This is a genomic window from Pantoea sp. AG702 (genome assembly GCF_003182295.1).
GTDB lineage: Bacteria > Pseudomonadota > Gammaproteobacteria > Enterobacterales > Enterobacteriaceae > Pantoea > Pantoea ananatis.
Genome location: NZ_QGTU01000003.1, coordinates 407,289 through 419,810 on the forward strand (window position 1 = coordinate 407,289; position 12,522 = coordinate 419,810).

Genomic DNA, 12,522 nt, shown 5'->3' on the forward strand with positions numbered 1-12,522 from the left:
GGGCCCAGTTTGCCCCCTTATCGACAAAATTATTCCTGTAGTAATAGCGATTTTTTGCGTAATTTTGTGATGTAGATCCAAAAATACGCAGCCCGCTTGATCGCAATCATTCCCGTTATTCCGTCCTTCTATTATCCTAGCTGAACCGTTTCAGTTTAGGCTGCTTTGCCAGCGGTCGGGCTAAGAATCTCCTGTACAAAATGCAGTGAAACGCTCAGGCTATCTGCACCTTTTTTTCAGTCTGGTTTGGCAGGAGAAAGATGACCATTCGGGTAGCGATAAACGGCTTTGGTCGCATTGGGCGCAACGTGTTGCGTGCACTGTATGAAACGGGGCGCCGCGCGGAGATCACAGTGGTGGCAGTTAACGAACTGGCTGAGGCTGCGGGCATGGCGCACCTGCTAAAGTACGATACCAGTCATGGGCGTTTCGCGCTGGATGTGCGTCAGGAGCGTGATCAGCTGTGGGTCGGAGACGATATTATCCGTATCCTGCATCGTGCCGGACTGGACGAACTGCCTTGGGGCGAGCTTAACGTTGACGTGGTGCTGGACTGCACAGGCGTTTACGGTTCCCGTGATGACGGCGAAGCCCATCTGCGTGCAGGAGCGAAGAAAGTGCTGTTTTCCCATCCAGGGGGGAACGATCTTGATGCAACCGTGGTGTACGGCGTTAACGAGCAGGAACTGAAACAAACGGACTGTATTGTCTCTAATGCATCCTGTACCACTAACTGCATTATTCCGGTGATTAAGCTACTGGACGACGCTTTTGGTATCGAGTCGGGGACGGTAACGACTATCCATTCGGCGATGCACGATCAGCAGGTGATTGACGCCTACCATAGCGATCTGCGCCGTACGCGTGCGGCCAGTCAGTCTATCATCCCGGTGGATACCCGGTTGGCGGCAGGTATTGCGCGTATTTTTCCGAAATTTAACGATCGCTTCGAAGCCATCGCGGTTCGCGTACCGACGATCAACGTGACGGCCATTGATCTCAGCGTTTCCGTGCGCCAGCCCGTTCGGGCCTGTGAGGTTAACGCCTTGTTGCAAAGCGCGGCAGAAGGGGCATTTCGTGGTATAGTTGACTATACAGAATTGCCGTTAGTCTCAGTAGATTTCAACCATGATCCGCACAGTGCCATTGTGGACGGTACACAAACGCGGGTCAGCGGTCAGCATCTGATCAAAACCCTGGTCTGGTGTGACAACGAATGGGGCTTTGCTAACCGAATGCTCGACACAACGTTAGCGATGGCCGCAAGCGGTTTCAGGTAAGACGCGGTTTGCGTCTGGCAAAACTTATGAGAATCAACGAGAGGGTTCACCATGTCCGTAATTAAGATGACCGATCTGGATCTTGCTGGCAAACGCGTTTTAATTCGCGCCGATCTCAACGTACCAGTGAAAGAAGGGAAAGTGACGTCAGATGCACGTATTCGTGCTTCACTGCCAACTATCGAAGCGGCGTTGAAACAGGGCGCCAAAGTGATGGTTACCTCTCACCTGGGTCGTCCGACCGAAGGTGAATACAACGAAGAATTCTCACTGCTGCCAGTAGTGAACTACCTGAAAGAGAAACTGAACGGTACTCAGGTTACCCTGGCGAAAGACTACCTCGACGGCGTCGATATCGGCGCGGGCGAACTGGTCGTACTGGAAAACGTTCGCTTCAATAAAGGCGAAAAGAAAGACGACGAAGCGCTGTCTAAGAAATACGCTGCGCTGTGCGACGTCTTTGTTATGGATGCTTTTGGTACCGCGCACCGCGCCCAGGCATCCACGCATGGCGTTGGCAAATTTGCCCCTGTCGCCTGTGCTGGCCCGCTGCTGTCAGCTGAGCTGGAAGCGCTGGGTAAAGTGATGAAGAACCCTGAGCGCCCGCTGGTGGCTGTGGTCGGTGGTTCTAAGGTTTCAACCAAATTTGACGTGCTGCAGTCGCTGGTGAAGATTGCCGATACCGTGATTGTCGGCGGCGGCATCGCCAACACCTTTGTCGCTATCGACAACAACGTGGGCAAATCGCTGTATGAGCCAGACTTCGTTGACGCGGCCAAAGGCCTGCGCGATCAGTACGGCATTCCTGTCCCAACCGATTCACGTGTTGGCACGGAATTCTCTGAAACTGCCCCGGCAACCGTGAAAAAGGTTTCGGAAGTCGCAGATAACGAAGAGATTATGGACTTCGGTGATGAAACCGCTCAGGCCATGGCGACCATCCTGAAGAATGCCAAAACCATTCTGTGGAACGGCCCGGTGGGCGTGTTTGAATTCCCGAACTTCCGCAAAGGCACCGAGATTGTGGCTAACGCCATTGCAGACAGCGAAGCATTCTCAGTGGCGGGCGGCGGTGATACGCTGGCGGCTATCGACCTGTTCGGTATCGAAGACAAAATCTCCTACATCTCTACCGGCGGCGGTGCCTTCCTGGAGTTCGTGGAAGGCAAAAAACTGCCTGCCGTAGCCATGTTGGAAGAGCGTGCGAAGCAGTAATCCTTTGGGGGCGGTGCCCTACGGCATCGCCTAAAAACTCGCCCGAAACCGGGCGTTTAAATCGCTGTCCCCGTATCGGGGATAACCGGTCACGAAACAGGACACAATCATGTCTAAAATTTTTGATTTCGTAAAACCCGGCGTTGTCACTGGTGATGACGTTCAGAAGATCTTCAAAGTAGCGAAAGAGAACAAATTCGCTCTGCCTGCGGTCAACTGCGTCGGCACCGACTCCATTAACGCTGTACTGGAAGCCGCGGCGAAAGTAAAAGCGCCGGTTATCGTACAGTTCTCCAACGGTGGTGCTGCATTCATCGCCGGTAAAGGTTTTAAAACAGACAAGCCACAGGGCGCAGCGATTTTCGGTGCCATCTCTGGCGCACACCACGTGCATCTGATGGCTGAGCAGTACGGCGTGCCGGTTATCCTGCATACCGACCACTGCGCCAAGAAACTGCTGCCGTGGATCGACGGTCTGCTGGACGCGGGCGAAGAGCACTTCAAGAAAACCGGTAAGCCGCTGTTCTCTTCTCACATGATCGACTTGTCCGAAGAGTCACTGGAAGAAAACATCGAAATCAGCAGCAAATACCTGGCGCGCATGGCGAAAATCGACATGACCCTGGAAATCGAGCTGGGCTGCACCGGTGGTGAAGAAGATGGCGTAGATAACAGCCATATGGATGCTTCAGCGCTTTACACTCAGCCAGAAGACGTAAACTACGCGTACGAAAAACTGAATGCGATCAGCCCGCGCTTCACCATTGCGGCCTCTTTCGGTAACGTGCACGGCGTTTACAAGCCAGGCAACGTTAAACTGACCCCAACCATTCTGCGTGATTCACAGAAATATGTCTGTGAAAAACACGGTCTGCCGCACAACGCGCTGGATTTCGTATTCCACGGTGGTTCAGGTTCATCTGCTGCAGAAATCGAAGAGTCTATCAGCTACGGCGTGATCAAGATGAATATCGATACCGATACCCAATGGGCAACCTGGGACGGCATCCTGCAGTACTACAAAAAGAACGAAGGCTATCTTCAGGCGCAGCTGGGTAACCCAGAAGGCGCAGACAAGCCTAACAAGAAATACTATGACCCACGTGTATGGCTGCGCTCTGCCCAGGCATCCATGGTGGTGCGTCTGGAGCAGGCGTTCAAAGAACTCAACGCCGTTGACGTTCTGTAAGCATCACGCTGCTGGCGTCTGAGTTCGAGAGAACGGCAGACGAACGACTCAGTCCCGATCGTCCGATCGGGACTTTTTTTTATCCTTTCTGCTCACGCTCAGTTTCATTTCTTTTTGTCGGGCGACACATTCTGACGTGCTGTCACAACCTCACTGCAGCGCGCGCTGTATCCTGTGTGTGGCTTAACAGGTGAGGGCAATCGTATGGCCGTCAAACGCATTGTGGCGAATATTCGGGCCGGAAATATGGAAGAAGCAGAACGCTTCTACGGTGACGTTCTCGATCTGAAACTGGCGATGGATCACGGATGGATCATGACCTGGGCCGCGGATAACACGATGGTGCCGCAGGTCAGTATTGCGCGGGAAGGCGGCGCCGGCACAGCTGTTCCGGATTTATCCATTGAGGTTGATAATCTTGATGAGGTGTATCAACGCGTTGTCGCTGCGAGGCTGCCGGTCGACTATGCGCTTACAGAAGAAGCGTGGGGCGTGCGTCGTTTTTATGTCCGTGATCCGTTTGGCAGGCTGATTAATATACTCAGCCATGTGCCCTGAACAAACATCGTGCGCGGAGGCCGGCGTGCTGATGCGTAAGTGTGCAAAACCGCCTTCCTGTATCACTCAGTTTGGCGTCTGGCTAAATAATTGATTACCCTTAACCATTGGGTGTCGGATTACATCTGGCAGTTTTTTGTCTTTCCCCACAGGGGAACTATCGACAGGGCTTACAAATGGAAGACTTGAATGTTGTTAATGGCATTAACAGTGCCGGTGGCTGGCTGGTACACAACCAGGCGCTGATTCTGAGTTATGCCGTCAATATCGTCGCGGCAATTGCCATTATCATTGTCGGCATGATCATCGCCAGGGTAATTTCTAACACGGTTAATCGCCTGCTGCTCGCGCGCCATATTGACGCTACCGTAGCCGATTTCCTTTCCGCCCTGGTGCGCTATGGCGTTATCGCCTTCACGGTCATTGCTGCGCTGGGTCGTGTCGGCGTGCAGACGGCATCGGTTATCGCCGTGCTGGGTGCCGCCGGTCTGGCAGTAGGTTTAGCCCTGCAAGGCTCGCTCTCCAATCTGGCGGCTGGCGTCCTCCTGGTCACCTTCCGTCCTTTCCGCACCGGTGAGTTTGTCGATTTGGGCGGCGTAATGGGCACCGTGCTCAATGTGCAAATTTTCTCGACCACCCTGAAATCTGCCGATGGCAAAATCGTTGTGGTGCCAAATGGTAAAATCATCAGTGGCAATATCATCAACTTCTCGCGCGAGCCAGTGCGCCGGAATGAATTCATTATCGGCGTTGCCTACGAAGCCGATGTGGATGAGGTGATTGCCCTGTTGCGCGGCGTCGTTGAGGCCGATCAGCGCGTACTTAAAGAACGTGGCATCCAGATTGGCCTGAATGAATTAGGGGCGTCATCGCTTAACTTCGTGGTGCGTTGCTGGAGTAACAGCAGCGATCTGCAGGACGTTTACTGGGACTTACTGAAAAACTTTAAACGTGCGCTGGACAGCAAAGGTATTGGCATCCCTTATCCACAAATGGATGTGCACCTGCACCAGGTTCAACAACCTGAAAGCGAGACGACCGCAACGCAGTAACGTTAATGGGCGGCAGCGGTCGCCCATTAATTTTGTTAATAGCAGATTAATTTTTTCAATTTCCGCTAATCTGACTCGCTCTTTATAATCCCTGCATCTCACCGATGTAAGGAATGTCATCCAGTGTTAACCATTTACTTTCAAGGGCTTGCTCTTGGGGCGGCGCTTATCCTGCCGTTAGGCCCACAAAACGCCTTCGTGCTGAACCAGGGGGTAAAGCGCCAGTATCATTTGATGACTGCGGCGCTTTGTGCGTTAAGCGATATCGCATTGATCTGTGCAGGCATTTTTGGCGGCAGTGCGCTCCTGAACCAGTCTCCCTTACTGCTGATGCTGATTACTTGTGCCGGGGTTGCCTTTCTGCTCTGGTTCGGTTGGGGCGCCTTACGCACGGCATTTAGCCGTAACATTGAACTGGCGTCGGGTAGCCACGCAACGCAGAGCAGAAAACGAATTATCGCGACGATGTTGGCGGTGACCTGGCTGAATCCGCATGTTTATCTTGATACCTTTGTTGTGCTGGGAAGCCTGGGCGGGCAGTTGCCCGGAACGGTTGCACGACAGTGGTTTGCGCTGGGGACCATCAGCGCCTCGGTGCTGTGGTTTTTCGGTCTGGCGCTGCTGGCGGCCTGGCTTGCGCCTCTACTGCAAACGGCGCGCGCTCAACGCATCATCAATCTGCTGGTCGGTGCGGTCATGTGGTTTATTGCGTTTCAGCTTGCCCGGCAGGTCATCACGGGATTTTGAGTAAAAGCTATACGAAAACGGGTTATTGAGGCCAGTCTGCCGAACTTTTGCCATAATCTTCACTCCAAACAACGCGTAATATGATGCGCTTGTGGGCTTCATGTACCGGGAGCCATCGAACTGACCTTTTCAAGGAGGACTTTCATGAAACTGAAAGCATTGGCGCTTGCCGCGATGATGAGTGCAGGGGCATTGCCTTTGAGCGTACAGGCTGACGAACTGCCGAACGGACCCCATGTTGTTACGTCAGGTAAGGCAACTGTAGATGCCCGCCCGGATATCGCGACGCTGTCAATTGTGGTGAATGTCTCATCGAAAGATGCCGCAGAGGCAAAAAAGCAGGTCGATAGCCGCGTAGCGCAATATTTTGATTTCCTGCAAAAAAACGGTATTGAGAAAAAGGATATCGAAGCCGCGAACCTGACGACGCAGCCAGAATATGATTACACCAAAGACGGTAAGTCACAGCTCAAAGGCTACCGTGCGGTGCGTCAGGTTCAGGTCACCGTACGTCAGCTGGACAAACTTAACGATCTGCTTGATGGTGCGCTGAAGTCCGGTCTGAATGAAGTGCGTAGCGTTGAACTGGGCGTCGCTAATCCTGAAAGCTACAAGCAGCAGGCACGTCAGGCCGCAATCAAAAATGCGACCCAACAGGCGGCTGAACTGGCTGAAGGTTTTAATGCCAAACTGGGCCCGATCTACAGCATTCGTTATCATGTGGCAAACTATCAGCCAATGCCAATGAACCGCATGTTTAAAGCCGCGGCTGTGGCAGATACTTCTGCACAGGAAACCTACGATCAGCAAAGCATCAACTTTGATGACCAGGTGGATGTGGTTTTTGAGATGAAACCAAATACGGCACAGTAAGCCTTTATTGGTATTGTGGTTAAGCCATCAGGGGCAATTTTTGCCAGGCGGTCCTCGCGCCGCTGATGCGGTTCCTTCACATCGCTCATCAACCTGACGGACCGGCGCAGCCGGCACATCCCTGTGCCGGCTGCGCCTTTTACCCGCATCCTTGCGGGTAAATCCTGGTTGATTCCCTCTGCTCAGCGCTGCGTATTGCCTTCTAAAAAATGCCCCTGACGGCCATTAACGCCGTGCCGCTTTCACAAGTGCACCTTCTCACCGCAACGCCCAAATTTTGCTGCGGCAAAGGGCGATTATTCCGCCGTATCCTGACGTAGCACCCGATGGCCATGCGCAATCAGCGCATCCGTTACTCGACGCATCAGGCGGCTTTCAGGCGCAAAACGGTGCCAGTACAGCATCCGGCGTTGATACAGCCCCGGCGTGAGATCGATTAGCTCGCCACTCGCCAGTTCGCGTTCAATCTGCAGATGAGGGATCATACAGCAGGTCGAGCCCTGCCGGGCCATCTGCACAAACGCTTCGGACGAGTTGACGATGTGGCAGGGAACGCTACCCGGTGATAAATCAAAATTCTGCTGCAAAAAGGCCTGATGCATATCATCCAGGTGATCAAATGCCACGGCTGGCGCTTTAAGCAGGGCGGAACGCGTTACACCGTTGGGGAAAAAGCGCTCTGCAAAATCCTTTGACGCCACAAACAAATAATCCAGCGCACCCAGTTGATCCACCAGACAGCTGGGTAGCGGCTGCGGTTGAATACTGACTGCGCCAACCACTTCGCCTCGTCTCAGACGCTCTTGAGTGCGGGTTTCATCCTCAACCTGAAGGTTCAGGCGCACAGGCGAATCGGCCAGTACGTCTTTTAATGCCGGTAACAGCCACGTTGCCAGACTGTCGGCGTTGACCGCCAGCGACAGCAGTAGCGGCGTGGTGCCGCTGTTCTCATCGCCCAGCCACTCTTCCTCCAGTAACTCAACCTGGTGCAGAAGTGCGAGCAGCTTTTGCCCCTGTTCAGTGGGACGAGGCGGTACCGTACGAACTAATAACGGCTGACCAAACAGATTTTCCAACTGTTTAATGCGTTGCGAGACGGCAGACTGCGTAATGCAAAGTTTTTGTGCGGCACGTTCAAATCCGCGTTCACGTATCACTGCGTCCAGCGCCTGAAGCGTTCTGTAGTCCGGGCGTTTCATTATTTTTCTCTCTCCTTCAGGATGGACGTTACTATGCCACAAATATTCCAACGGAAATGTCAGCGATATTTTTGTGGGCTGGCTTCCAAAGCATTAAATCCGCCCAATGCATCCGAGCATTTTCAGCAAGCCTTGCTTTATACTACGCGCATTTCCTTATCGCACAGGTTCTAAACATATCATGACCCAGGATGAACTGAAAAAAGCTGTTGGTTGGGCCGCACTGGATTATGTACAGCCCGGTACTGTCGTCGGCGTCGGTACGGGTTCTACGGCCGCTCACTTTATTGATGCGCTCGGCAGCATTAAACATCAGATTGAGGGTGCCGTATCCAGTTCCGAAGCGTCGACGCAAAAGCTAAAAAGCCTGGGCATTCAGGTGTTTGATTTGAACGAGATTGATGATCTGGCCATTTATGTCGACGGTGCCGATGAAATTAACCCACAAATGCAGATGATCAAAGGGGGCGGTGCTGCCTTAACTCGCGAGAAAATCGTCGCGGCGGTCGCCAAAAAGTTTATCTGTATCGCCGACGCATCCAAAGAAGTGGACGTGCTTGGACGCTTCCCGTTGCCGGTTGAAGTTATCCCGATGGCGCGAAGCTATGTCGCGCGTGAACTGGTGAAGCTGGGCGGTTTGCCGGAATATCGTCAGAATGTGGTGACTGACAACGGTAATATCATTCTTGATGTGCACAATCTGCGTATTTTCGATCCCATTGAGCTGGAAAAAACGATTAATGCCCTGCCTGGCGTTGTCACCGTGGGGCTGTTCGCCACGCGTGGCGCAGATGTCGCATTGATTGGCGGACCTGACGGTGTCAAAACCCTCAAAAAATAAAGTACGGGCGCGCAACAGGGCGCCCGCTTTTTTTGATTTAAAAAAACTTTTCTCACCAGGCTGAAATTTGGTGACTTATGTCACATAACCGTCATCGGCAGCGGGTTCGTTCTTCTCGATGCGGCCAACCCACGATTTTGTCTGGCAAAGTACGTCCTCTGAGCCCTGCCATGCTGGCGGTCAGGCAATCGTTTGTATTGCCGCAGGCGATTTTTTTGATATTTTGACAGACGGCTGACTGCGTTCAGTCCTCGTTGAATTCTGAATAGGGTTGGGAAATGGCAAAGGTATCACTGGAAAAAGACAAAATTAAGTTCCTGCTGGTGGAAGGTGTCCATCAGAGCGCGCTGGAAAATCTTCGTGCTGCAGGTTACACCAATATTGAATTCCACAAAGGCGCACTGGATGCCGAGGCGTTAAAAGCTTCCGCTCGCGATGCGCATTTTATCGGTATCCGTTCCCGTTCCCAACTGACCGAAGAGATTTTTGCCGCTGCAGAAAAACTGGTAGCGGTGGGCTGTTTCTGTATCGGAACGAATCAGGTTGATTTAAATGCCGCAGCGAAACGCGGTATCCCGGTTTTTAACGCACCTTTCTCAAATACGCGCTCTGTGGCCGAGCTGGTTATTGGCGAGATGCTGCTGATGCTGCGCGGTGTTCCGGAAGCGAATGCCAAAGCGCACCGTGGTATCTGGAATAAAATCGCCAAGGGCTCTTTTGAAGCGCGCGGTAAAAAGCTGGGTATCATTGGCTATGGCCATATCGGTATGCAACTGGGCGTGCTGGCAGAAAGTCTGGGCATGCACGTTTACTTCTATGACATCGAAAACAAACTGCCGTTGGGCAACGCATCACAGGTTCGTAGCCTGACGCAGTTGCTAAATATGAGTGACGTTGTCAGCCTGCATGTCCCGGAAACCGCCTCTACGCAAAATATGATTTCTGCCAATGAGCTGGCGCAGATGAAGCCTGGCGGCCTGCTGATAAACGCCTCACGCGGCACCGTGGTAGATATTCCTGCTTTGTGCGAAGCGCTGGCCAGCAAGCAGGTTGGTGGCGCTGCGATTGATGTGTTCCCTGTAGAGCCGGCGACCAACAGCGATCCGTTTGTTTCCCCACTGAGCGAATTCGACAACGTTATCCTGACGCCGCACATCGGGGGATCGACGGAAGAAGCGCAGGAGAATATCGGGATTGAAGTCGCGGGCAAGCTGGCGAAATATTCGGATAACGGTTCAACGCTGTCCGCCGTCAATTTCCCGGAAGTGTCATTGCCGATGCACGGCATTAGCGCCAGTCGTCTGCTGCATATTCACGAAAACCGTCCGGGCGTACTCACCGCCATCAACCAGATTTTCGCTGAACAAGGCATCAACATTGCCGCTCAGTACCTGCAAACCTCTCCGATGATGGGTTATGTGGTCATCGACATTGATGCTGAGCACGAACTGGCAGAGAAAGCTCTGCAGCTGATGAAGGCGATTCCGGGAACGATTCGCGCCCGCCTGCTTTACTGATCCCACGCTGTCACCTACCCGGGCACACAAGCATGCCCGGGTTTATTCATCCCATAGCCACAGTTTTGATGGCGTCAGCACGGCCGGCAAAGGAATGTCCCACGCCGCTGTAGGCAGCGCGTCAACCCGCTGACAGTCATGAGCGATGCCCACCGGTAAAAACCCATGCTGTTTCCAGTTCTGTAAGGTGCGATCGTAGAAGCCGCCCCCCATTCCTAAACGCTGTCCGGCGCGATCGAACGCCACCAGCGGTACCATCATTACATCCAGTTCATCCAGCGTGATCAGATGGCGGATATCCAGTGGGGGTTCGGGAATGCGCAGTTTATTTTGGATTAACTGTGTTTCTGGCGTATAGCGCAGAAAAAGCAGATGGCCCGCTGCGAAGGGGTGCAGAACCGGCAGGTAAACCCGTTTGTTTTGCTGCCACAGCCTGGCGATAAGCGGTCGTGTATTGATTTCGCCATCAACAGACAAAAACAGTGCCACGTTGTTGGCATCGGCCAGTGGTGCAAAGTTGATCGCATGTTGGGCGAGTTGTTCGGCTGCCGCATGTTGCTGCTCACCGCTCAGAGCGCGACGTAGGTGGCGAACGTGCTGACGGATGTCCTGACGGATGTCCTGACGCAGTACTAAAGAGGGTGCTGACATGGTGTCCCCCAGACAAAGTCGCTTAAGCGACGCATTATATCATGCCTGGTGGGAGGTAATGCAGTACGACCAGAAAGGAGATCTCCGAGATGCCGCCGTAGGCTGTAACCCTTGAACCCTTGGTTCAAGGTGAACATGCCGTCGCAACCATCAGGCTTCTCGGACGGACCGAGCATGCTCACAGGTTGCGGAGCGTCACATTCTGTTGGTATGAAATATCGGCTCAGGGGACTGGCCCACTTGCAAACATCTCAGAGAAAATTGACTTCACCGTTAGTGTAGCACACTGACCATGAAGTGTTATTCGAACTTCGCATCCTGGCGGTCGGTTATGCGACCTTGCTCAACTAAAGCCTGTTCAATGGTCTGCTGTAACATACGGATTCGTTGTTCCATGTTAGCAGCATAGTCACGCGTCTTACCTTTCTCTTGTGCCAGTTCATGGCAAATGTTTAACGCGGCAATGAACACCAGTTGCTCTGTATTTGTGACTCTAGTGCGAACTTTTAAATCTTGCAACCGTTGATTGAGATCTTCTGCTGCCGCGTTCAGCGCATCTTGCTGTTCAGGCGGACAATTCACTCTCAAAGAACGACCAAAAATTTGTAAATCTACCGGTTGTGCAGACATGCCACCTTCCTGACTGATTACCTGGCTCGCCATTCCCCTTAGCCTTCAATGGCCTGGGAGGCGGGCAACTATATAGACCTGAGAAATAAGATACAACCCCTTTTCTGGAAACCTTGAGGCAGCTAGTGGTAGCATACCACGAACTCTTACAGCCAACGACGATGAAAAATGATGTCTTCACAGAACGCAACCCCCGATTACAACGCGCTGGCGGCGGCGCTCTCACAGCATGGCGTGGGCATGACGCCTGCGGAAATGCACGGCTTACTCAGCGGCATCTTATGTGGCGGTAACGCGGATAACAGCTGGAAAACGCTGGTCCACGATCTTGCGAACGAAGGCATGGCTTTTTCGCAGACGCTGTCTCTGCCACTGCAGTCTTTGCATGAAAGCATTGCGACTGCGCTAGAGGACGATGGCTTCCTTTTTCAACTGATGCTGCCCGCCGATGATGACATTACGGTGTTTGATCGCGCTGATGCACTGGCGGGCTGGGTAAACCATTTTTTACTTGGTCTGGGCGTAACCCAGCCTAAACTGGATAAGGTCACCGGTGAAACGGGCGAGGCCATTGACGATCTGCGCACGATTGCTCAGTTGGGCTACGACGAAGACGAAGATCAGGAAGAATTAGAGCAGTCGCTGGAAGAGGTGATTGAGTACGTTCGTGTTGCAGCACTACTTTGCCACGACACTTTCACTCGTCCGCAACCGACTGCGCCAGAAGTACAAAAGCCAACGCTACACTAAGCCAGCTATCTGAGTTTAAC

The 12,522-nt window shown here is 52.9% G+C and carries 13 protein-coding genes and 1 other RNA gene; 10 read left to right on the plus strand and 4 right to left on the minus strand.

All coding sequences use genetic code 11. The features are described 5' to 3' along the window. Positions 1 to 260 precede the first annotated feature (260 nt). The 7 genes from epd to DFO57_RS11500 all read left to right on the plus strand — a co-directional run bounded on the left by epd (position 261) and on the right by DFO57_RS11500 (position 6,914). Positions 261 to 1,280, plus strand: coding sequence for an erythrose-4-phosphate dehydrogenase (gene epd, locus DFO57_RS11470; protein WP_013027076.1), 1,020 nt, complete (start codon positions 261 to 263; stop codon positions 1,278 to 1,280). Between the two features lie 51 nt (positions 1,281 to 1,331). Beyond that, positions 1,332 to 2,495, plus strand: coding sequence for a phosphoglycerate kinase (gene pgk / locus DFO57_RS11475; RefSeq protein ID WP_013027075.1), 1,164 nt, complete (start codon positions 1,332 to 1,334; stop codon positions 2,493 to 2,495). 109 nt (positions 2,496 to 2,604) lie between these two features. Continuing rightward, positions 2,605 to 3,684 carry a class II fructose-bisphosphate aldolase gene (gene fbaA / locus DFO57_RS11480; protein ID WP_013027074.1) on the plus strand — a complete coding sequence of 360 codons (1,080 nt, stop codon included), beginning with the start codon at positions 2,605 to 2,607 and terminating at the stop codon, positions 3,682 to 3,684. A gap of 204 nt (positions 3,685 to 3,888) precedes the next feature. Beyond that, entirely contained in the window at positions 3,889 to 4,242 is a 354-nt protein-coding gene (locus DFO57_RS11485) for a VOC family protein (RefSeq protein WP_024471432.1), read from the plus strand. Positions 4,243 to 4,418: 176 nt separating this feature from the next. After that, on the plus strand, positions 4,419 to 5,294 hold the full coding sequence (mscS, locus tag DFO57_RS11490) for a small-conductance mechanosensitive channel MscS (protein WP_014594505.1): 876 nt from the start codon (positions 4,419 to 4,421) through the stop codon (positions 5,292 to 5,294). 123 nt (positions 5,295 to 5,417) lie between these two features. Further along, the gene (gene argO, locus DFO57_RS11495) at positions 5,418 to 6,041 is read left to right on the plus strand and encodes an arginine exporter ArgO (protein ID WP_013027071.1); all 624 of its coding nucleotides are present in this window, start codon (positions 5,418 to 5,420) and stop codon (positions 6,039 to 6,041) included. A gap of 144 nt (positions 6,042 to 6,185) precedes the next feature. Next, entirely contained in the window at positions 6,186 to 6,914 is a 729-nt protein-coding gene (locus DFO57_RS11500; protein ID WP_110015356.1) for an oxidative stress defense protein, read from the plus strand. A gap of 296 nt (positions 6,915 to 7,210) precedes the next feature. Here the strand turns inward: DFO57_RS11500 and DFO57_RS11505 are convergent, their stop codons facing one another. After that, positions 7,211 to 8,113 (minus strand): LysR family transcriptional regulator ArgP, encoded by a 903-nt coding sequence (locus tag DFO57_RS11505; RefSeq protein WP_014594503.1) that lies wholly within the window; start codon positions 8,111 to 8,113, stop codon positions 7,211 to 7,213. Between the two features lie 181 nt (positions 8,114 to 8,294). Here DFO57_RS11505 and rpiA point away from each other — a divergent pair, with 181 nt between their 5' ends. Beyond that, a complete protein-coding gene (gene rpiA / locus DFO57_RS11510) occupies positions 8,295 to 8,954 on the plus strand; it encodes a ribose-5-phosphate isomerase RpiA (protein WP_110015357.1) in 660 nt (219 codons plus the stop codon). Between the two features lie 278 nt (positions 8,955 to 9,232). After that, on the plus strand, positions 9,233 to 10,471 hold the full coding sequence (serA, locus tag DFO57_RS11515) for a phosphoglycerate dehydrogenase (protein WP_013027067.1): 1,239 nt from the start codon (positions 9,233 to 9,235) through the stop codon (positions 10,469 to 10,471). A 42-nt stretch (positions 10,472 to 10,513) separates the two neighbouring features. On the opposite strand, the gene DFO57_RS11520 is transcribed toward serA, so the two are convergent. The 3 genes from DFO57_RS11520 to zapA form a co-directional block, all read right to left on the minus strand. Then, positions 10,514 to 11,122: a 5-formyltetrahydrofolate cyclo-ligase gene (locus DFO57_RS11520; RefSeq protein ID WP_110015358.1), complete on the minus strand. Its 609-nt coding sequence runs from the start codon at positions 11,120 to 11,122 to the stop codon at positions 10,514 to 10,516. Between the two features lie 77 nt (positions 11,123 to 11,199). Then, positions 11,200 to 11,383: non-coding RNA, 6S RNA (gene ssrS, locus DFO57_RS11525), on the minus strand. A 39-nt stretch (positions 11,384 to 11,422) separates the two neighbouring features. Beyond that, the gene (zapA, locus tag DFO57_RS11530; protein WP_015699590.1) at positions 11,423 to 11,752 is read right to left on the minus strand and encodes a cell division protein ZapA; all 330 of its coding nucleotides are present in this window, start codon (positions 11,750 to 11,752) and stop codon (positions 11,423 to 11,425) included. Positions 11,753 to 11,923: 171 nt separating this feature from the next. On the opposite strand from zapA, the gene DFO57_RS11535 reads away from it, so the two are divergent. Next, positions 11,924 to 12,502 carry a YecA family protein gene (locus DFO57_RS11535; RefSeq protein WP_024471434.1) on the plus strand — a complete coding sequence of 193 codons (579 nt, stop codon included), beginning with the start codon at positions 11,924 to 11,926 and terminating at the stop codon, positions 12,500 to 12,502. Positions 12,503 to 12,522: the final 20 nt, after the last annotated feature.

Bases quoted from the DNA above. Each gene is read 5' to 3' on its own strand.
- pgk (WP_013027075.1), top strand. From the start codon at position 1,332: ATGTCCGTAATTAAGATGACCGATCTGGATCTTGCTGGCAAACGCGTT.
- rpiA (WP_110015357.1), top strand. From the start codon at position 8,295: ATGACCCAGGATGAACTGAAAAAAGCTGTTGGTTGGGCCGCACTGGAT.
- DFO57_RS11505 (WP_014594503.1), bottom strand. From the start codon at position 8,113: ATGAAACGCCCGGACTACAGAACGCTTCAGGCGCTGGACGCAGTGATA.
- fbaA (WP_013027074.1), top strand. From the start codon at position 2,605: ATGTCTAAAATTTTTGATTTCGTAAAACCCGGCGTTGTCACTGGTGAT.
- DFO57_RS11520 (WP_110015358.1), bottom strand. From the start codon at position 11,122: ATGTCAGCACCCTCTTTAGTACTGCGTCAGGACATCCGTCAGGACATC.
- DFO57_RS11485 (WP_024471432.1), top strand. From the start codon at position 3,889: ATGGCCGTCAAACGCATTGTGGCGAATATTCGGGCCGGAAATATGGAA.
- DFO57_RS11500 (WP_110015356.1), top strand. From the start codon at position 6,186: ATGAAACTGAAAGCATTGGCGCTTGCCGCGATGATGAGTGCAGGGGCA.
- serA (WP_013027067.1), top strand. From the start codon at position 9,233: ATGGCAAAGGTATCACTGGAAAAAGACAAAATTAAGTTCCTGCTGGTG.
- epd (WP_013027076.1), top strand. From the start codon at position 261: ATGACCATTCGGGTAGCGATAAACGGCTTTGGTCGCATTGGGCGCAAC.
- zapA (WP_015699590.1), bottom strand. From the start codon at position 11,752: ATGTCTGCACAACCGGTAGATTTACAAATTTTTGGTCGTTCTTTGAGA.
- DFO57_RS11535 (WP_024471434.1), top strand. From the start codon at position 11,924: ATGTCTTCACAGAACGCAACCCCCGATTACAACGCGCTGGCGGCGGCG.
- mscS (WP_014594505.1), top strand. From the start codon at position 4,419: ATGGAAGACTTGAATGTTGTTAATGGCATTAACAGTGCCGGTGGCTGG.